The 19,819-nt window shown below is 52.5% G+C and carries 10 protein-coding genes, 1 tRNA gene and 9 pseudogenes; 9 read left to right on the top strand and 11 right to left on the bottom strand.

What is annotated here, in order from left to right; genetic code table 11:
• Positions 1-77 precede the first annotated feature (77 nt).
• Positions 78-1,408, top strand: a pseudogene (locus KQP84_RS20080) (glycoside hydrolase family 28 protein).
• 15 nt (positions 1,409-1,423) lie between these two features.
• Here KQP84_RS20080 and KQP84_RS20075 read toward each other — a convergent pair.
• Positions 1,424-2,493: pseudogene (locus KQP84_RS20075) on the bottom strand (tartrate dehydrogenase).
• Positions 2,494-2,578: 85 nt separating this feature from the next.
• Here KQP84_RS20075 and KQP84_RS20070 point away from each other — a divergent pair.
• From KQP84_RS20070 to KQP84_RS20060, 3 genes and pseudogenes are all read left to right on the top strand, one after another.
• Positions 2,579-3,535 (top strand): LysR family transcriptional regulator, encoded by a 957-nt coding sequence (locus KQP84_RS20070; RefSeq protein ID WP_215847846.1) that lies wholly within the window; start codon positions 2,579-2,581, stop codon positions 3,533-3,535.
• Positions 3,536-3,689: 154 nt separating this feature from the next.
• Positions 3,690-3,999, top strand: a pseudogene (locus KQP84_RS20065) (hypothetical protein).
• Between the two features lie 331 nt (positions 4,000-4,330).
• A pseudogene (locus KQP84_RS20060) lies at positions 4,331-5,424 on the top strand (YncE family protein).
• A 51-nt stretch (positions 5,425-5,475) separates the two neighbouring features.
• On the opposite strand, the gene KQP84_RS20055 reads toward KQP84_RS20060, so the two are convergent.
• The 4 genes and pseudogenes from KQP84_RS20055 to KQP84_RS20040 all read right to left on the bottom strand — a co-directional run bounded on the left by KQP84_RS20055 (position 5,476) and on the right by KQP84_RS20040 (position 8,932).
• The gene (locus KQP84_RS20055; protein ID WP_215847845.1) at positions 5,476-5,769 is read right to left on the bottom strand and encodes a DUF1330 domain-containing protein; all 294 of its coding nucleotides are present in this window, start codon (positions 5,767-5,769) and stop codon (positions 5,476-5,478) included.
• 11 nt (positions 5,770-5,780) lie between these two features.
• Positions 5,781-6,643 (bottom strand): annotated as a pseudogene (gene yghU, locus KQP84_RS20050) (glutathione-dependent disulfide-bond oxidoreductase).
• A 335-nt stretch (positions 6,644-6,978) separates the two neighbouring features.
• A complete protein-coding gene (locus KQP84_RS20045; RefSeq protein ID WP_215847844.1) occupies positions 6,979-7,860 on the bottom strand; it encodes a sugar phosphate isomerase/epimerase family protein in 882 nt (293 codons plus the stop codon).
• A 37-nt stretch (positions 7,861-7,897) separates the two neighbouring features.
• On the bottom strand, positions 7,898-8,932 hold the full coding sequence (locus KQP84_RS20040; protein WP_215847843.1) for a Gfo/Idh/MocA family protein: 1,035 nt from the start codon (positions 8,930-8,932) through the stop codon (positions 7,898-7,900).
• A gap of 354 nt (positions 8,933-9,286) precedes the next feature.
• Here KQP84_RS20040 and KQP84_RS20035 point away from each other — a divergent pair, with 354 nt between their 5' ends.
• The 3 genes and pseudogenes from KQP84_RS20035 (at position 9,287) to KQP84_RS20025 (ending at position 12,567) form a co-directional block, all read left to right on the top strand.
• Positions 9,287-10,315 carry a LacI family DNA-binding transcriptional regulator gene (locus KQP84_RS20035; protein ID WP_215847842.1) on the top strand — a complete coding sequence of 343 codons (1,029 nt, stop codon included), beginning with the start codon at positions 9,287-9,289 and terminating at the stop codon, positions 10,313-10,315.
• Positions 10,316-10,465: 150 nt separating this feature from the next.
• A pseudogene (locus tag KQP84_RS20030) lies at positions 10,466-11,388 on the top strand (TIM barrel protein).
• 10 nt (positions 11,389-11,398) lie between these two features.
• A pseudogene (locus tag KQP84_RS20025) lies at positions 11,399-12,567 on the top strand (Gfo/Idh/MocA family protein).
• A 132-nt stretch (positions 12,568-12,699) separates the two neighbouring features.
• Here the strand turns inward: KQP84_RS20025 and KQP84_RS20020 are convergent.
• The 6 genes and pseudogenes from KQP84_RS20020 to aspA all read right to left on the bottom strand — a co-directional run bounded on the left by KQP84_RS20020 (position 12,700) and on the right by aspA (position 18,433).
• Positions 12,700-12,775: transfer RNA gene (locus KQP84_RS20020), tRNA-Phe, on the bottom strand.
• A gap of 107 nt (positions 12,776-12,882) precedes the next feature.
• Positions 12,883-13,461, bottom strand: coding sequence for a division control transcriptional repressor DicD (dicD, locus tag KQP84_RS20015; protein WP_215847841.1), 579 nt, complete (start codon positions 13,459-13,461; stop codon positions 12,883-12,885).
• 64 nt (positions 13,462-13,525) lie between these two features.
• Positions 13,526-15,225, bottom strand: a pseudogene (locus KQP84_RS20010) (protein-disulfide reductase DsbD).
• The gene (gene cutA, locus KQP84_RS20005; RefSeq protein WP_215847839.1) at positions 15,201-15,515 is read right to left on the bottom strand and encodes a divalent cation tolerance protein CutA; all 315 of its coding nucleotides are present in this window, start codon (positions 15,513-15,515) and stop codon (positions 15,201-15,203) included. Before cutA ends, KQP84_RS20010 begins: the two are co-directional and overlap by 25 nt.
• Positions 15,516-15,590: 75 nt before the next feature.
• Positions 15,591-16,892 (bottom strand): anaerobic C4-dicarboxylate transporter, encoded by a 1,302-nt coding sequence (locus tag KQP84_RS20000; protein WP_215847838.1) that lies wholly within the window; start codon positions 16,890-16,892, stop codon positions 15,591-15,593.
• Between the two features lie 106 nt (positions 16,893-16,998).
• Positions 16,999-18,433 (bottom strand): annotated as a pseudogene (aspA, locus tag KQP84_RS19995) (aspartate ammonia-lyase).
• A 343-nt stretch (positions 18,434-18,776) separates the two neighbouring features.
• Between aspA and KQP84_RS19990 the strand changes: the two are divergent.
• Together KQP84_RS19990 and KQP84_RS19985 are read left to right on the top strand one after the other, a co-directional pair.
• Positions 18,777-19,238 carry an FxsA family protein gene (locus KQP84_RS19990; protein ID WP_215848352.1) on the top strand — a complete coding sequence of 154 codons (462 nt, stop codon included), beginning with the start codon at positions 18,777-18,779 and terminating at the stop codon, positions 19,236-19,238.
• A gap of 245 nt (positions 19,239-19,483) precedes the next feature.
• Positions 19,484-19,777 carry a co-chaperone GroES gene (locus KQP84_RS19985; RefSeq protein WP_052898812.1) on the top strand — a complete coding sequence of 98 codons (294 nt, stop codon included), beginning with the start codon at positions 19,484-19,486 and terminating at the stop codon, positions 19,775-19,777.
• Positions 19,778-19,819: the final 42 nt, after the last annotated feature.

The raw sequence follows: 19,819 nt of genomic DNA, 5'->3' as shown, positions 1-19,819 counted from the left end.
CGGTGGCGACCAGACAAAGGTGCGCTGCGCCGAAGCGTGTTGCAATTCCTCTTCCTTAACCTTTCGGGAGACGCACGATGCCCCTTTCTTTGGCAGATTTTCATCCCGCCGCTGATGGTGAAACCCTCGACACCGCGGTGCTGCAACGCGCTATCGATCACGTTATGGCCGCTGGCGGTGGATGCCTGACGATTCCACCAGGTCGCTATCGCAGCGGCACGCTAACCTTACCCTCAAATTTCGAGCTGCATTTAGAGGCGGGCGCGGTGTTAATCGCCAGCCGCGACGTTGCAGATTATCAAGGCATTCAAGCACAAAGCAGCGCTGAGAAGTCGCATAACGTGTTGCTCTACGCGCTGAACCGCCGCAACATCACTATCAGTGGCAAAGGCTGCATTGATGGTGATGGTGAAGCCTGGTTTGCTGCGGAACGCGACGATCAGGGCTATCGTCTGCCCTTAGCCGATCGTCCGCGCATTATCGTGTTTGAAGCCTGTGAGCAGGTCACGCTCGAGGCGTTCAGCATTGTACAGGCACCGATGTGGACCGTGCATTTAGTCAGCTGCCGCCACGTACATATCGATCACTTAACCATCGATAACAGCATGACCATGCCAAATACTGATGCGCTGGATATCGACAGCTGTGAAGCCGTCTTTGTCAGCAACAGTTATTTAAGCGCGGCTGATGACGCAATCTGCATTAAAACTACCCACAAACCGGCATCGCTGCGTCGTCCCGCGCGGCAAATCATGATCACGAACTGTTTGCTGCGTTCCTACAGTTGCGCTTTCAAAATTGGCACCGAAACCTGGGATGATATTGAAGATGTCACCGTGACCGGCTGCACTATTTTTGACTCGAATCGCGGCATTGGTATTTTGTCGCGTGACGGCGGCGCGATGCGACGTCTGCTGTTCAGCAATATCACTTTTGCTTGCCATTACGCACCGCCGTGTCACTGGGGCAAAGCAGATCCGCTGTTTGTTTCGGTGCGCTCGCGCGATCCCTGATTCAACCCGGGATCGTTGAGCAACTGCAATTTGCTAACGTCAGCGGCGTCGCTGAAGGCGCGATCAATCTGCACGCCGCGCAGCCGGGTTGGATCCGTGATGTGTTGATTACCCAGGTTCAGTTAAGGCAAACCGTGGCGCAGGTTGAGCAAGGCTATTATGACGTGCGTCCACCCTGTAACCCCGATTCACCGACAGGCATGGGACTGGATAACGCCTACAAGCTCAACCCAGAGACCGGTGAAGCATTTGGCGTAGAGCGTTATCCCGGCGGTTTACCGGGACTGTATGCGCGTGGTGTAGAGAATCTTCAGTTGCATAACCTGGCGATTGAACGGCCTTCACCGTTACCGCCAGGCTGGCATCCCGATGGCGTGCGGGTGTTAACGGAATAACCGTGACAGAGCAGCTTAGAGCGCGGCGGCGATAGCAGCACCCAGTTCTTCGGTGCTGGCGCTGCCACCAAGGTCGCGTGTCAGGTTTTCCCCGCAGCCAGCGTACGCTCAATCGCGTTGAGCACGGCGTCGCCCGCCTCTTTATAGCCAAGGTGTTCCAGCATCATTGCGCCACACCAAATCTGTCCAATCGGGTTGGCAACGCCTTTGCCGGCAATGTCAGGGGCAGAACCATGAACCGGCTCGAACAGGCTGGGAAATTTGCCTTCAGGGTTGATATTGGCGGAAGGCGCAATGCCAATGGTGCCGGTGCAGGCGGGACCAAGATCTGACAGGATGTCGCCAAACAGGTTGCTGGCAACCACCACATCAAACCAGTCAGGATGCAGCACAAAGTTAGCGGTCAAAATATCGATGTGATACTTGTCGACGTTGACTTCAGGGTAATGCTCGCTCATTGCTTCAACGCGGCTGTCCCAATAGGGCATGGTGATCGCAATACCGTTCGATTTGGTGGCGGAAGTGAGATGCTTCTTCGGACGACGCTGTGCCAGTTCGTAAGCAAATTTCAGAATGCGATCGACGCCGACCCGCGTCATCACCGTTTCCTGAATCACCACTTCGCGATCGGTACCAGGGAACATGGTGCCGCCTACGCTGGAGTATTCGCCTTCGGTATTTTCACGTACTACATAAAAGTCGATATCACCCGGTTCGCGATTCGCCAACGGCGCTTTCACTCCGGGCATCAGGCGCACAGGACGCAGGTTAACGTATTGATCAAATTCCCGGCGGAACTGCAACAGCGAACCCCACAACGACACGTGATCGGGAACAACGTCCGGCCAACCCACTGCGCCAAAGTAGATGGCATCAAAAGTTTTGAGATGCGGAAACCAATCATCCGGCAACATTTTTCCGTGCTGCTGCCAATACTCGGCGCTGGCGTAGTCAAACCACTCCCAGCGCAGCGGAATATTAAATTTCTCTGCCGCCGCGTTCATAACGCGAATGCCTTCAGGCATCACCTCTTTCCCGATGCCGTCTCCGGGAATAACCGCAATACGATGGATTTTGTCTGACATAGGGTACCTTTGCATTTGCTGTTTGAGTTATAGCCACAGTATAACTGTGCATCTTGAGGAAATAATTAGCCTGAAAATTAAGCCAATGTTGAATCAAAGTAGAGAATCCCGTACATCGACCGACGATTTAGCCTTTTTTATTCGTATTGCCAGTTTGGGCAGTTTGACGGCAGCGGCACGCGAATTGGGTTTATCGCTGGCGGCAGTCAGCAAACGTCTTAGCCTGCTTGAACAACGGCTAGGCGTGCAGTTATTGCGTCGCACCACGCGGCGGCTGGAGCTGACAGTGGAAGGCAGGCGTTATTTCGACGGTGCGCGTCCGCTGTTAGATCAACTCATGGCGCTGGAAGAAGCAGTAAGCGGCGAAACCGAACAGTTACGCGGCACGCTCAACATCAACGCCTCTTTCGGCTTTGGACGTCGCTACGTTGCACCTTGCGTCTCGGCATTTGCTGCCCTGCATCCGCATTTGTCACTGTCGCTGCAACTGAGTAGCCAGCCGCTTAACTTTTTGGATGCGCAGGTGGATGTGGATATTCGCGTCGGCGAACCGCCCGATTCGCGGCTGGTGGCGCGTAAACTGCATACCAATCCGCGCGTGTTGTGCTGCTCACCCGCTTACGCCCAAAAACAGGGTTTACCGCAATCGATTAGCGAACTCGCCCAACACAACTGCATCTTGCTGCGTCAGTATGAGAGTGACTTTGCCTTGTGGCGTTTTGTCTCGGGTGAACAGAGCCTGAATCAAAAAGTACGCGGAAGCTTGATCACCAATGATGGCGAAGTGGCGATGCGCATGGCGCTGGATGGTCACGGGATTTTGCTGCGTTCATGGTGGGATGCGCAACACAGCATCCATCGCGGTGACTTGCTGCATGTGCTGCCTGAATGGCACGCGCCCGATGGCGATATTTTTGCTGTCTGGCAGGCGCAGCGCCAGCTTCCGGCGCGTATTCATGCATTTGTGGATTTTATGCAGCTCAGGCTAGCAGCGGATCTTCAGGTACAACAGCAGGAGGCGCAGAATCATCCTGTTAGATGACGTGCTGGCGCAATGGTGCGATCGCCTCACGTTCTACGTAGTGGATTGTTGGTAATCATAGCTTGCAGCTTTTTAGTGTTCTGCGACGAATTAAGCCGTTAATAGTGGCGCTTTCCTCTACACTGGGAGCACGCATCATAACGGAGTGGATCTTATGAACGACAAGAAAATGATTTCTATCGATCAGTTCAACACAGCGGAACGTGTTGAAGTTGACGAAGCATTGCAGGCGCTAATGCAAAAATATCGCGCTAAGTCAGGCAAAGAGCCGGACAGCAAAAAGAGAAAGAGCTCAGCGCAGAAGCACGCGAAGTGGTGATGACCGCTAAGCTGGCACGCGAAAAGAGAAAGCCGAACGCACCGCCAAAAAACCGGCCCGCAGAAAGAAACCCTCTTCAATGGCAGCCAGTGAAGTCAACGATTTCAGTTGGTCAGCCTCTGTTGATCGCGGTAAGCGACGTTAAGCAACGCACTGGACAGGGTCATAATAACCTGTGACCCGCTGTATCTATCCCACGCATCATTCCTCACCGTTTAACCCTCGCCGATATTTTTCTGCTTATCTGCATCCGTGATATTGACCCTTGCTGTGCACTCTCGCTGACTACTGCGCATGCGGATTCGCAAGTGCGTGATTTTGCTGTTCCGCTGTGGAAAAGCCGGGTAGATCAGGCACGTAAGGCTAACGCGTTGCGTTTACATATTTTTTACTAATGCGTATGATTCTCATTCTTTTTATATTTCCCGCCGCGCTGCGGCCTGACGGGAGCCGTTCGTCCATTGATGGAGTTAAGAATGAAATCTTTGTTCAGCTCGCATAAAGCCGCGCTCGCGCTGGCCGTTGCCGCGACTTTTAGCCTGACTGCTTGCCAGACGCCTGCGAAAAAGCCGAAGAACCGGTAGTAGCAGCCGCACAAGCACCAGCCGATACCAACCTGACACAGCGCGAGCTGGGCGATGGTTTGTATGAAATGGCCTATCTGCCAGCGAAAAACGCGCTTTACGTTGCCAGCGCGCAGGGCTTCAAAGATGTCAGCGGCGGCATGATTTATCGTCTGGATGCAACTACGCTGAAAACCACCGGCGAAGCGCATACCGATCTGAAAAACTTCGGCATGTTGATCGATCCAGACGGCAGCGCATTGTACGCGACCAACTCGCTGGATGGTGGCATCTCTAAAATCGATCCAGAAAACGGCAAAGTGCTGAAACGTCTGATGTTCAGCGAGAGAAACGACAAGGGCTTCCCGTTTGGCGCGCGTGAAATCTTCTGGCACGAAGGCCAGCTCTATATCGGCGGGGTAGGCGATCCGGGTGTGATTTGGGTGGTTGATGCCAAAACCATGAAGCTGAAAACCCGCATCAAAAATGCCGGCAAATGGGTCACCGGTATCATCTACTCATCCGTTACTGATCGTATTTACGCAGCGAACGGCGGCGGCGAAATCCTGGTGATCAATCCGCGCAGCCACAAAATTGAAAAACGCCTGACCGCAGGCGATGGCAAAGAGTATCTGTTCCTGAACATGGCAGAAGATCCGGCTACCGGCCGTCTGTTCGTGACGGACAACTCTAAAGCGAAGAACACACTGGTGTTTGATGAGCGCAGCGGCAAAGTGATCAAGCGCCTGGATCTGGGTGATTCGTTGGGCATTAAATTCAACGCTAAGCGCAATGAGATCTATATCAGCCAGCGTGAATCGAAGAAAGTGCTGCAACTGGATGCCACCACTTACGCGGTGAAAAACAGCTGGTCATTCGACAGCCATCCAAACAGCCTGTTCGTGTCGCCGGATGGACAGACGCTTTACGTTACTGTGAAGCAAGAGTTTAACAAGGACCACAGCACCAAAGGTCCTGACAGCGTGGCGCGTATCGCACTGAAATAAAAAAGGCGGCATCGCTGCCGCCTGATGACAAGGACGCTGCGGCGTCCTTTTTTATTTTTCTACGCCCTGAACCAGCACCACACGATAGTGGGCACCTTTCAGGCGATGCTCTTTAGCCGCCTGATATTCCGGGCTGTCATACCATGCGTGAGCCGCTTCCACACTGGGAAACTCCAGTACCACCACGCCTTCTGCTTCCGGGCCTTCCAGCGTTTCCAGCGCGCCGTAAAAGGCGAGGGCATTAATGGGATGATCGCCGCGAGCTTTGCCCGCTTTCTCGGCGTAGGTTGCCATTTCGGCGTCATTCAGGGTTTCATCACGAATAAATACAACGTAAGCGCTCAACAGAATTCTCCTTAAGCTTTTTTATCTTCGGTGTTGGTATCAAAATCAGCAGCATCATGACGCTCATGCAGCTGATCGGCAGGTTCACCCATCACGCGGTTCACTTTGCGGCCACGAATCACCGCAGGACGTTGCGCAATCTCTTTCGCCCAACGCTGCACGTTTTTATAGGATTGAAGATCTAAATATTCAGCAGCACCGTACAGATCGTTAAGCACAAGATTGCCGTACCAAGGCCAGGTGGCGATGTCGGCGATAGTGTAATCGTCACCGGCAAGATAGCGGTTCTCGGCAAGCTGGCGATCCAGCACGTCAAGCTGACGCTTGGCTTCTAACGTGAAGCGGTTGATGGCGTATTCAATTTTTCTGGCGCGTAATGGTAAAAGTGACCTAAGCCACCGCCAAGGTAGGGCGCAGAACCTTGTAGCCAGAACAACCAGTTCAGCGTTTCAGTGCGCTTAGCGATATCTTTCGGCAGGAAGTGACCAAATTTTTCTGCCAAATAGAGCAGGATATTGCCCGATTCAAACACACGGATCGGTGGCGTTGCTGAGTGATCGCTGAGCGCGGGAATTTTTGAGTTAGGGTTAATATCAACAAAGCCGCTGGAGAACTGATCGCCTTCGCCAATGCGAATCAACCACGCGTCATATTCAGCGTCATTGACGTTCAGCGCCAGCAGCTCTTCCAGCAGAATAGTGACTTTCTGGCCGTTTGGTGTGCCCAGTGAATAGAGCTGAAGCGGGTGTTTGCCAACCGGCAGACTTTTTTCGTGCGTAGGGCCAGCGAAAGGGCGGTTAGTTTTTGCGCCGTTGCCTTTGGCTTCGGGATCCCAGGTCCAGACTTTCGCGGGCTGATACGTATTTTCCGACATGGTAAAGGTTCGCCTTGTTGTGATTGAGTTTTCTTTCGAGTGTAGCAGGTGGCTAAAAGCCGGTTTAACCCTGCTGGCGGTGAACGATGGATGTATGGCTGGGATAAAGCATAAAGTCGACGCTGCCTTCGACACAGGAACAAAAGGGGATTCCCTTTTTCAACCGTTGCAAAAGCAGGCTCTATACCCGCCTGCGGGGTGTTGCCTGTTCAGGCTAAAGAGTTGCCGACTTTGCGGCGTGGATTACCGGTGCAGGCTGGTTGGCAATGTCAGGCGCATTGCTGAACGCAAAAAGGCAGCGGATGAGCTGCCTTTTTAGTGTTTATCTCTCTATTTTAACCCAGCAGTTCGCGCTCAATCAGCTCGCGCGTTTCAACTGCCTGCACTTTCATTTTTTCCGGATAACCAAACAGCGAAGAGGCGATGATCGATTCGCCGCCCACTTTGTAGCTGCGGTTAGCAAAGTCCATATCGCGCAGCGTCTGGAACAGCGTCGGGAAGTCGACTTCACCTTCGCCCACGCCCACGTGTTGGTGAATGGTGGCATCCACACCAGGCGGGTTAACAATGTAGCGGCAATGTTTGGTGTGGTTCATTGTATCGGCGATGAGTACGTGCGAAAGATCGTCTCCGGCATATTGCAGCATGCTTTTCACGTCGCCTTTGCCTTTGTCGTAGAAGAAGGTGTGCGGCACGCTGTAAACGTATTTGACGTTCTCACTGCGAAAAGACTTCACGATATCGGAGGTTTCGTTGTTCTCTTCGCAAAAATCCCACGGATGTGACTGGATTTCGACGCGGATGCCTTCACGTTCGATAATCGGCAGCAACTCTTCCATTGAGCGATAGAACATCTCTTCACAGATTTCCGGTTCGTTTGGCGTCCCTGATAATTCGGTGTTGATTACCTGAACGCCCATTTCGACTGCGATCTCGATCATGCGTTTCCAGTTTTTCACCGCCGCCTGACGACGCAGTTCATCTGGACCAGACCAGCGATACACCACAATAAAAGAGGAGATTTCAAGGCCGGTCGAGCGCAAGGCGTTCTTGTACTCCGTCATGATTTCGCGGCTGGCTTTGGGATGCTTATAAAACGGGTTAATTTGCGGATGTGGCGACTGTTCGATGTATTTATATCCCCAATCGGCTACCTGATTAACCATGCGGGTGATGCCCATATCTCTAATCACATCCACATCAAAAGCGATTTTCATCTGTCTACTCCGGGGCGTTTAAGGTTGCAGTTCTTCGTTAAAGCAACTCTTCGTTAAAAACAATGCCGGTCTGCTTTCTGACTTCGTCCATCGCGCTCAAGGTGAGAATCGCGGTGTCGAGAGAGTGGCGCGGCGAATCAATCCGGTTTTGACCAATGCACCAGGCAAAATGGTTAATTTCATGGCACAGCTGGTCATAACGGTTATTCGGTTCTTCCCAATGCAGCGTACGACTGCCGTCACTGGACGTGAGGCGGAAATGGCCTGGGGCATAAAACTGGCCATCCATGACAATGCTGGCGCCGCGACCCGCAATGACGGCAGTGCCGGGCGTATTGCTGAACAGCGTGGTATGCAATACCGAATGCATGCCTTGCGCGTGGGTAAAGAGCATTGACGTTTGTCCATTGACGCCGCCTGCAACATCCTGACCTTTTGCCACAATGCTGGTGGGTGCGCCGCCGACAAATACGCTGAAGCCCACCAGATAGCTGCCAAGATCCAGCATTGGGCCGCCTGCCAGCTCTTGGTTAAAGATGCGGTGATCCGGCGTGAAAAATTCACCATGATCGGCAATCAAGGTATGAACATCGCCGAGGGCGCCATCATCAAGCAACTGGCGAATGACATCATATTTAGGCGCGAAATCGCACCACATGGCTTCCATACATAGGACGTTACGCGCCGCAGCCGCGTGTTTCAGCTGCTTAGCCTGGTCGGCATTCAGCGCCAATGGCTTTTCAATCAAGACATTTTTGCCCGCTTCAATCACCCGCAGGCCGTCCGGGAAATGATGGTTGTGCGGCGTAGCGATATAGATCGCATCAACGTCGTCACGCGCCAGTAATTCATCAATGCCGCCGCAGGCGTGGGCAATTGACCATTTGTCGGCAAAGCGCTGCGCTTTGTCACGGCTACGTGATGAAACGGCAACCAATTGCTGATCGGTATGATTGCGCAGCGCATGGGCAAAGTGATCGGCGATCCAGCCGGGGCCGACAATGCCCCAGCGCAGCACCGGAATCTGTTTGGCATCGGGCAAACGTGGAACAGGCAGCGTTGAAGGGAACATAACATCTCCATTTACAAGTGTTCGCGTTGGGTCTCTCGCAGGCCGATACGTTCAACAGCCTTTCACTTCAGAACGTACGACACCGTTTTCACCCTTTGGCTGTCGCACATCGATAGATTCATCTCTTTTTAGCAAATGCGTGTTCTGGAATGAATCCAAAAAGAAATGAATGTTTCATTTTGCGAAGAGGATCAACTTTATGAGGTGTTTCCTATCAAAATTATGATAGGAAATTGGCCCGCAATGGGATAATAAAGTCAGGGTATAAACGAGATACAACGTGACAGGCGGAAAGATCGTCGCCGACGTTTATCAAAATGCTGATGAGAGCGAATAAAATGTCTGGAGAGAGTGATGTCGAAAGTCACCATGACCGCGATTGCGCATGAAGCAGGAGTTGGCGTGGCCACAGTGGATCGCGTGCTTAACCGACGAGCACCGGTACGCGGCGTAACCGAACAGAAAGTGTTAGCGGCGGCAAATCGGCTGGGCTACCGGCTGGAGCAGTCACGCATTTTACATCCGAACCAGCCTGCCGCTGCCATTACGTTGCGCATGGGCTTTATTCTGCTGTCGGCAAGATACTCCTTTTATCAGCCGCTCAGTGATGCGTTACGTGAACAGGCGGAACCTTTCCAGCCGCCGGGTAGCGAAGCTGAATTTTGCTGGCACGACATCAACGAAGTGGAAGCGGTAGCAACGTCGCTGCGCAATCTGGCAAAGCGCGTTGATGTCATCGGTATCGTTGCGCTGGATCATCCGTTAATCCGTCACGCTATTCAGGATGTAACGCGCAACGGCGTACATGTTTACGCGCTGTTTTCTGATTTTTCGCCCTGCGGTCATGCAGGTTTTATTGGCCTTGACAACCAGAAAGCGGGCCGCACGGCGGCGTGGATGGCACAGCATCTGCTGAAAAAGCCTGGCTGCGTAGGTGTGTTGCTTGGCGACCATCGATTCACCTGTCAGGAGCGTTGCGAAATCAGCTTTCGTTCTTACCTACGTGAAGCGGGCGTCACCCAGCGGGTGCTCGAACCCTTAAAGACGCACGAATCGATTGAGGGCGGATATTTGGCCGCTCAGCAACTGCTAAAAGATCATGATGATTTGGTGATGATCTATGCGCCCTGCGGGGGGATCGAAGGCGTGGTGCGGGCATTACGACAAAGCCAACGGAAAGGGATTACGCTGCTGTGTCACGGCCCGATTCAGGATGATGAACTGGCGCTGATTGATGGCACAATTACGCTGATGCTAAGGCATCGTATTGAAGAGATGGCTAAAGTGGTCATTACCACCTGTGTGAATGCGCAGACTGAAAACAGTGGGCATTTTTCCCAGGTGACATTGCCATTTGACGTGGTGACGCGAGAAAACCTTTAGTTTTAATCGGTTATCTTATCAATGATAGTAAACTATCAAAAAATGAAACAAAACAATGCGATCGTTATCAAAAAACGAAACTTCCATTGTTGTTTGATATGAAATTTTCGTTTGATACTGTCGGCAACTCTCATAGCACGGACAGATATCATGACGATTCATATTGCCAATGCGCCTTGTAGTTGGGGCGTGGATAATCCCAAAAATCCCTTTTACCGCCGTGGCAGAAGGTCCTGAGCGAAGCAGCTCTGGCTGGATACAAGAGTATTGAACTAGGCCCGTGGGCTTATCTGCCTGCTGAACCCGCCGAACTCACTAAACAGTTGAACAACTTTTCGTTGTCGTTGGTAGCGGGAACGATATTTGACGATTTAGTTAGTGAAGCTCATTTCCCGGCAATGGTGGAGTTAACGCACAACATCTGTCGCATTCTCTCCAACGTGCCCACCGCAGAAAAAGTCCATGGCAAGAATGCGCCGGCACCTTATCTGGTGATTATCGACTTTGGTAATCCTGAACGCGCTAAATATGCCGGTCAATCTGACAAAGCGCCGCGCCTTTCTACCGAAGAGTGGCAGCGTATGATGCAGCACATCACCACGTTGAGTGACATCGCCTGGCGCGAATATGGCGTAAGGCCGGTGATTCATCCGCATGCGGGTGGCTGCATTGAATATGCGGATGAGCTGGCGCAGCTGGTAAACGATATTCCTCACGAGGTAGCGGGTTTGTGTCTCGATACCGGGCACCTTTACTACTCCGGCATGGATCCCATTACCTATCTGCAACGCTATTGGGAGCGTATCGATTACCTGCATTTTAAGGATATTAACGATGCGGTGTGGCGTGATGCCATTGCGCGCGGACTCGATTTCTTTACCGCTTGTGCCGAAGGCGTGATGTGTCCGATTGGCAAAGGGGCGATTGATTATCCTGCGGTTCGCGCCTTTCTGGCGGAGCGCAACTATCAAGGTTGGATCACCATCGAGCAGGAGCGCGATCCACGTAATGCGGATACCAGCCTGCGTGATGTGACCGCCAGTCTGCATTATCTCCAGTCGGTCGGATTTTAGGGGCAACACTATGATCAATGGTAAAAAAGCGATTGGCCGTTCACTACGCTGGGGCATGGTAGGCGGCGGCGGAACCAGCCAAATTGGTTATATTCACCGCTCGGCAGCGTTGCGTGATGGTAACTTTTCACTGTTAGCGGGCGCATTTGATCTTGATGCGCAGCGTGGCCGAGATTTCGGGGTTGCGCTCGGCGTGGCGGCGGAGCGCTGTTATCCCGACTATGAAACGCTGTTCGCGGCGGAAGCAGCACGTGAAGATGGTATTGAAGTGGTCTCGATTGCTACCCCAAACAATACGCACTTTGCAATTTGCTGCGCTGCCATTAACGCTGGGCTGCATGTGGTGTGTGAAAAGCCGCTCTGTTTCACTACCGCCGAGGCGGATGAACTGGAGCGCTTGTGTGCAGAGAAAAACAAAATCATCGGCGTAACCTACGGCTATGCCGGGCATCAACTGATTCATCAGGCGCGTGAGATGATCGCCGCCGGGTTGTTGGGTGAGATCCGCATCATCAACATGCAATTTGCCCACGGTTTCCACAATGAAGCGGTTGAGTTGCAGAGTGAGAGCACGAAATGGCGCGTGGATCCGCGTTTTGTCGGGCCGAGTTACGTGCTGGGCGATTTGGCGACGCATCCGCTGTTTATTGCCGAAACCATGGTGCCAAACTTGCAGGTGAAGCGGCTGCTCTGTTCACGGCAAAGTTTTGTTGCTACGCGTGCGCCGCTGGAAGATAACGCCTTTGTGATGATGGAATACGATAACGGCGCGGTGGGCACCATGTGGGCTTCAGCGGTGAATGCCGGTTCGATGCATGGCCAGAAAGTCCGCGTCGTGGGCGCAAAAGCCAGCCTGGAGTGGTGGGATGAGCAACCTAACCAGCTGCGCTATGAGATTCAGGGTGAGCCGGTGCGCATCATGGAGCGTGGGATGGGGTATCTCAATGAGCGTGCGCTTGCTGACGACCGCATTGGTGGGGGCATCCTGAAGGGTTATTTGAAGCCTGGTCAAATCTCTATCATCGTTTCGCGCAGGCCATTGATGCCACCGACCGTGGCGACAGTGCTTTTCTGCAAGATTTTTGGTATCCCGATGTCCATGCTGGTTTGATGGGCGTGCGCTGGGTGGAGAAGTGCGTGAAATCAGCAGATGCCGGCGCGGTATGGGTAGATTTTTGACGTAAAGGAGGGTCGAAAATAGGTTTGACCCGCAGGGCGAGCCACAGGGATGTGGCGAGATCATCGAACGTTCAATGAACGGGTTCGACCCGTAAAAACGCAAAAACCCGCCAGAGGCGGGTTCTTTAAATATGGTGCCCGAACCCGGAATCGAACCAGGGACACGGGGATTTTCAATCCCCTGCTCTACCGACTGAGCTATTCGGGCAACGGGGCGCATTAAACCGTAAAGGCTTCGGCCCGTCAACGGCTTTCATGAAAAAACCGTGGGAAACGTGACTGATTGCCTGAATTTCAGGCAAAGGCGGTGAAATATCAGGCTAGTGCGCCATTTTTGCGGCACAACGCTATGCCCAAAACATCTTCGGCCAGGCTTTTCGCTGTCGTGACATCCTGCACATTCCGCTTCACCAGCAGTTTGCTCAGACAACCTTCAAGTATCAGTTCAATCTGATCGGCAACCATGGACGGATTATCTAACGCTAGCGCGACTAAAATGTCGTGGGTAAATTGCCATGAAGCACGCTTTTGCTGCTCTGCCAGCTGATGTATCGGCTGATCGGGTTGTGGATAGAAGCTACAAGCCGCAATAAACAGGCAACCAGGAAAGCGTCCAATGCTGACTTGTTGGCTGAGTACCTGATAACGCGCCATCAGCTTCTGTTCATGGCTGAGCGTCTCATCCAGCAAAATCTGTCGGCGCCAGGTATCAATTTGCTGAGCATGATAACGCAGGGCATCGTACAGCAAGGCATCACGGTCGGGCCAAAAACGCTGCAATTGTTCAATCGGAAATTGACTCTCGCCTGCCAACTGTTGCAGCGATGTGGTGGCGGCAAGGCCGTTCTGTTCAAGCACATTCAACGCATGCTCGAGTATTTGTTCACGTTGCAAGTGACTCTCCTCTGGTATGCGAACCCGCTGATACGCGCGGGCGGTGTCCTGACTCCAGTTTTGTTTACTGGCCCAGTTTCTGCAAATGCGCGCGGAAATCAGCGGCATTGAGGAAGCCGGTGACCCGCGAATCAGGAATTTCTGCGCCTGTAGCGTCAAAGAACAAAATGGTGGGCAAGCCCAGTACATTAAGACGTTTTAACAGCGCATTATCGCTGGCGCTATTGGCGGTAACGTTGGCCTGAAGTAACTGCACTTTACTCAGCTGATCGCGAACTAAGGGGTCGCTAAAAGTATATTTTTCGAACTCTTTGCAGGCGACACACCAATCGGCATACAGGTCGACCATAGTGATACGCCCTTGCGCCTGCTGTAAAGCATTGTCGAGCTGTGAGGCAGACGCAATCGATGAGAAGGGCAGATGAGCTACGCTTTGTTGCGCCACGCTGTTACCGAAGGCCCAGTCTTGTAATGGGCGCGCACTGATCAACGCGGCGGCGAGCATGATGATTTGCACCACACGCCATTTGCCGCTGTGGGCGCGCAGGCTAGCGCTGAACGCCCACGCGAAGAAGGCCACGCCAAGCAAACTCCAAAGCCGTATTCCCCAGATGTCACCTAAAATCCGCTCCAGCAAAAACACCGGCAAGGCGAGAATGACAAAGCCAAAGCCTTCTTTGACCATTTGCATCCACGGCCCGCTTTTCGGCAGCAGCTTATTGCCAAACATCGTGACAACAACCAGCGGTAGCCCCATTCCTAGCGCATAGAGCCACAATGTGCCTGCGCCGGCCCAGAGATTTCCGCTTTGAGCAATATAGAGAAGAATGGCGCTGAGCGGCGCGGTGGTACAGGGCGAGCAGATCAATCCGGCCAGTGCGCCCATCAGGAATACGCCAATTAACGAGCCGCTTTGTTGGCGATTGCTCCAGAGTGTCAGGCGTGTTTGTAGCGTCGAGGGCAGCTGCAAGGAGAACAGCCCAAACATCGACAAGGCCAGAATAATAAACAGGGCGGATAAACCGATTAATACGTAAGGATGCTGGAGCGCAGCCTGAAAACGTAATCCCGCCGCCGCCACGATCACGCCTAACAGCGTGTAAGTCAGCGCCATGCCCTGTACGTAAACCATCGCCAGGGCAAACAATCGACCCAACGAATAGTTACGCTGACCGCCAAGAATAATGCCCGAAATCAGCGGGTACATCGGTAGTACGCAAGGCGTAAACGCGACGCCAATGCCAATTAACAGCGCCCAAAGCGGCGAGAAAGGCAGCGAGTCGGTGGGTGCGGGTTGCGCATGGGCGACAGGCGGCGTGCTGTTAGCCGCAACCGCACTTAAAGGAACGGTGCGTGTTTCAGGTGGATAACAGAAACCGGCTGCAGCACAACCTTGGTAAGTGACGCTGATCGTCGCCCCTTTCGCGGCCTGTTGCAGCGTCACGGGGATCGTCAAATCTTGCGGATAGATTTCGCTTTTGCCGTAGAACTCATCTTCATGCGGCTGGCCAGCCGGGAGATTGAGCGGAGCGATCTGCGCATTTTGCGGTGTGACGTGAATCTGCTGCCGATAAAGGTAATAACCCGATTTCACTTTCCAGCTGAGCTGGAGTTGTGAACCTTGCTGATTGAAATCAAAAGTAAACGCCTGATCGACCGGCACAAAGCGGCTGCTGTTGTTGGGAGAAAAAGCGACGCCTGCGCCTGCAGGCAGATAAACAGCGCAAAAAATAGCGTGATTAGGCGAGAGATGCGTGCAGCCATGACAAGTATTCACTGTCTCCATGTTGAACCGGCAACGCCAGCAGTTCGGGCACATCATAAGGATGTGCACCTTTAAGCAGATCCATTAACGCTTGCTGATGATCGCTGTCGCATTTCAACAGCATCTGCACCTCGTTGGCCTGCTCGAGCTTGCCTTGCCAGACGTAATAAGAGGTCGCGCCAGGCAGCAAGGTCACGCAGGCAGCCAGTTTCGCTTCTAACGCCACTTTGGCTAACTGTTGAGCACAAGCTTGATCGGGTGCGGTGCAAAGGATAATGGCGGCATTCATCGCGCGGCTCCTGAGTAAAAGAGCGCCGATGATAGCACGCTCCAGGGGCAACAACGTTTACAGGTTGTAACCGCGCTATAACACCAATCCACCAAAGACAAAGCCGAACAAAACCGACAGCGTAATCGCCAGCACGCCTGGAATGATAAACGAGTGATTAAAGACAAACTTGCCAATGCGGGTGGATCCGGTGTCATCCATTTCAACCGCCGCCAGCAAAGTAGGATAGGTAGGCAAAACAAACAGTGCTGAAACAGCAGCAAACGAAGCAATTGCGGTCAGTGGGGAGACGCCCAGCAGCAGCGCGGCAGGCATTAGCGCTTTGGTGGTGGCCGCTTGTGAATAAAGCAGCGTCGCGGCAAAGAACAGCACCAAAGCCAGCATCCACGGGTAAGTTTGCAGCGTATCGCCCGCCAGCGTTTGAATATCGCTAAGGTGCGCTTTGACAAAGGTGTCGCCCAACCAGGCAACACCCATCACGCAGATACAGGCGCTCATGCCCGATTTAAACGTGCTGGCGCTGAGAATTTCCCCGGTATCGATCTTGCAGGTCAAACAGATCAAGGTCGCGATGGTAAGCATAAACACCACAATCGCTTCGTTACGTGGCAGCACCGGATTAGCGATCAGCCCGACACTTTCACTGGTTGCGGTGGCATACAGCACCACCGCGACAATGGCGATTAAGAACAGCCAAACGGATTTTTTCGCGCCGGGTTTAGCCACAAAATGCGTCGCGCCGCGCAGCACCACTTCACCTTTGGCTAATCGCGCTTGGTAAACCTCATCATCTTTTAACTCTTTGCCAAGGAAATTGGTCACCAGCGCGGCAAGGAAAATCCCGACCATGGTTGCCGGAATGGCGATGGCCAGCAGGGTAATATAGCTGACGCCGCGCGGTTCCAGCAGTGTGGCAAAAAACACCACCGCAGCAGAAATAGGTGAAGCAGTAATCGCAATTTGTGACGCCACCACGGCGATGGAAAGTGGACGAGAAGGGCGCACGCCTTGCTCTTTGGCAACTTCGGCAATCACCGGCAGCGTTGAGAAAGCGGTGTGACCGGTTCCTGCCAGCAAGGTCATCACGTAGGTGACCAGCGGGGCGAGAAAGGTGACGTAGCGTGGATGCCGTCGCAGCAGGCGTTCGGCCAGGCTGACCAGATAATCCATGCCGCCTGCCACCTGCATGGCAGCAATCGCGGCGATCACCGCCATGATGATTTCAATCACGTCGAAGGGGATCACGCCGGGCTTCAGGCCGCAGAACAGCGTCAGAACCAGTACGCCTAAACCGCCGGCGAAACCAATACCAATGCCGCCGAGGCGTGCACCTAACCAGATCGCCAATAAGACAATTGCCAGCTCAACGAATACCATCCTGCCACTCCAAAAATTGACCTGCGAAAAATGGCGTGTAGCTTGGCAAAAAAAGGCACATCGCGTTGATCGCGGCGTGCCTTTAAGAAAAGAGTTAATTTAAGTTTTACTGCTCGCTTTCATCGGTATAGCGTTTTGCTTTATATACCGGATACATCAGGTTCTGTACCGAGAAAATATCGTCCAATTCGCTTTCCGTCAGCAGACCGCGCTCCAGCACCACTTCACGCACGCTCTTACCGGTTTCGGCACAGATCTTACCGACAATGTCACCATTATGATGACCAATGTAGGGGTTGAGATAGGTCACGATGCCGATAGAGTTGAAGACATAGGCTTCACATACTGCTCGGTTGGCGGTAATGCCGTTAACGCATTTTTCCAGCAGGTTGTAACAGGCATTGGTCAGGATGCTGATCGATTCAAACATCGCCTGACCAATCACCGGTTCCATTACGTTCAGCTGCAACTGACCCGATTCAGAGGCCATCGTCACGGTAATGTCATTGCCGATGACCTTGAAGCAAACCTGGTTCACCACTTCAGGCACCACCGGATTCACTTTGGCTGGCATGATTGAAGAGCCGGCCTGTAATTCTGGCAGGTTGATTTCGTTCAACCCTGCACGCGGACCTGAAGAGAGCAGGCGCAAATCGTTACAGATTTTGGATAACTTCACCGCCAGACGCTTCAATGAAGAGTGCACCATGACGTAGGCGCCGCAGTCTGACGTCGCCTCAATCAAATCTTCAGCCGGGATAACCGGCAGGTTGCTGACTTCCGCCAGACGCTGTACCGCCAAATGTTGATAACCGTCTGGCGTGTTCAGGCGCGTGCCGATGGCCGTCGCGCCAAGGTTAACTTCCAGCAGCAATTCCGCCGTGCGGAGAATGCTTTGGTTTCTTCATTCAGCAGGACGCTAAAGGCGTGGAATTCCTGGCCCAGCGTCATTGGCACCGCATCTTGCAGCTGTGTACGCCCCATTTTCAGGATGGTTTGGAATTCGTCAGATTTGCGCTGAAAGCCTTCGCTAAGCTGATGAATGCCGTCGAGCAGTTTCAGGATTGAGCTGTAAACCGCAATGCGAAAACCGGTGGGATAAGCGTCGTTGGTTGACTGGCATTTATTGACGTGATCGTTGGGGTTCAGATACTGGTATTCACCTTTCTGATGTCCCATCAACTCCAGCCCGATATTCGCCAGCACTTCGTTGGTGTTCATGTTAACCGAAGTGCCTGCGCCGCCTTGGTAAACATCCACCGGGAACTGATCCATGCAGCGACCATTATTTAAGACTTCATCACAAGCCTGAATGATGGTGTTAGCAATATTGCGTGGAATGGTTTGTAGCTCTTTGTTTGCCATTGCAGCGGCTTTTTCACCATCACCATGCCGCGAACGAATTCGGGAATGTCGCTGATTTTGCTGCTGCTAATGTAAAAATTCTCAATCGCACGCAGAGTATGAACGCCATAATAGGCATCCGCCGGAACCTCGCGCATACCTAACAGGTCTTCTTCGATACGAATGTTGTTCGCCATGGTAACCTTCTTGTTGTTGCCGCTTTGAAATGCCGCTATCCATCACAGATGATCTGTTTTATTTTGTCTTGAAGAGCCAGCACCGTCATTTTATCCATCTTCGAACGGGCGAGCACGATCATATTCTGATGCATCTAAAAAGCATGAATGCAGATCACCTTACCGATGTCGCCGGGTTAACGATATGTGAAGTTGGTTACAAAATTAACCCCAAAGTAAAAATTTGGCAGGATCGGTTGAAATCGCGGCGGCGGGAGCCCATCTCTTTTCATATCATCACTCTGATGAACGCTTTCTGCTGTTTGGCATGACGCCGGGCAGCCACAACTCACAGGAGTATTCGGTGCGCTGGTTACCGTTAGTGATCTTTTTTGTATTGGCCTGGATTGAGATTTCCCTCTTCATCCAGGTTGCGCACGTCATCGGCGTGCTGTTCACCATGTTGTTGGTGATCTTTACCTCATGTATTGGTGTGTCGCTGGTGAAAAATCAGGGCATGAAAAACTTCATGGCGATGCAGGAAAAACTCGCACGTAATGAAAGTCCGGCTAACGAAATGATCAAAAGCGTTTCGTTGATCATCGCCGGTTTTTTGCTGCTGCTGCCGGGTTTTTTCACCGACTTCCTCGGTTTGCTGCTGCTGTTGCCACCGGTGCAAAAACATCTGACATTGAAGTTGATGCCGCATCTGCGCGTCTGGCGTGGGCCGGGAGCAGGCCCAGACAGTGGTTACACGATGGATGGTGAATTCGAACGCAAAGAGGGCGATCGCATTGAGCATAAAGACGATCCCAAGGATCGTTAATATAAGCAGCTGATAAAACGCGACGAAAGTCGCGTTTTTTATTTATCCGTTCACATTCCTGCTTCAAAGACGCATTGATCGGTCAAAAAGTGGTCGGTTATCACATTCAAGTAAAAAAATTGTTGTCCAGCCCCTTGAAAGCACAAGAGCCCGCCCCTACTTCTCTGGTCACGAGGCCGGAAGCCAAACAGACCGGCGTTCAACCCAAAAATGAATGATTGGACTTCTCAAAGGAGAGCTATCAAATGAAAATTCGTCCATTGCACGATCGCGTTATCGTCAAGCGTAAAGAAGTTGAATCCAAATCAGCTGGCGGCATCGTGCTGACCGGTTCTGCAGCCGCTAAATCCACTCGTGGTGAAGTGCTGGCTGTCGGCAACGGCCGCATCCTTGAAAGTGGCGACGTTAAGCCGCTGGACGTGAAAGTTGGCGATGTAGTGATCTTCAGCGAAGGTTACGGCGCGAAAACGGAAAAAATCGACAATGAAGAAGTGCTAATCATTTCTGAAAGCGACATTCTGGCAATTGTTGAAGCGTAATTTTTTACGCGTAATTCACTGAACGAAACGAATTTAAGGGAT

Origin of the sequence: Candidatus Pantoea bituminis (assembly GCF_018842675.1) — a bacterium.
GTDB lineage: Bacteria > Pseudomonadota > Gammaproteobacteria > Enterobacterales > Enterobacteriaceae > Pantoea > Pantoea phytostimulans.
The sequence above is the reverse complement of the archived record's forward strand: the minus strand, read 5'-3'. Positions and strand labels throughout refer to the sequence as shown.

Excerpts from the sequence above, each read along its gene's own strand:
- KQP84_RS20000 (WP_215847838.1), bottom strand. The coding sequence starts at position 16,892 with ATGGTATTCGTTGAGCTGGCAATTGTCTTATTGGCGATCTGGTTAGGT.
- KQP84_RS20070 (WP_215847846.1), top strand. The coding sequence starts at position 2,579 with ATGTTGAATCAAAGTAGAGAATCCCGTACATCGACCGACGATTTAGCC.
- cutA (WP_215847839.1), bottom strand. The coding sequence starts at position 15,515 with ATGAATGCCGCCATTATCCTTTGCACCGCACCCGATCAAGCTTGTGCT.
- KQP84_RS20045 (WP_215847844.1), bottom strand. The coding sequence starts at position 7,860 with ATGAAAATCGCTTTTGATGTGGATGTGATTAGAGATATGGGCATCACC.
- KQP84_RS19985 (WP_052898812.1), top strand. The coding sequence starts at position 19,484 with ATGAAAATTCGTCCATTGCACGATCGCGTTATCGTCAAGCGTAAAGAA.
- KQP84_RS20040 (WP_215847843.1), bottom strand. The coding sequence starts at position 8,932 with ATGTTCCCTTCAACGCTGCCTGTTCCACGTTTGCCCGATGCCAAACAG.
- KQP84_RS20035 (WP_215847842.1), top strand. The coding sequence starts at position 9,287 with ATGTCGAAAGTCACCATGACCGCGATTGCGCATGAAGCAGGAGTTGGC.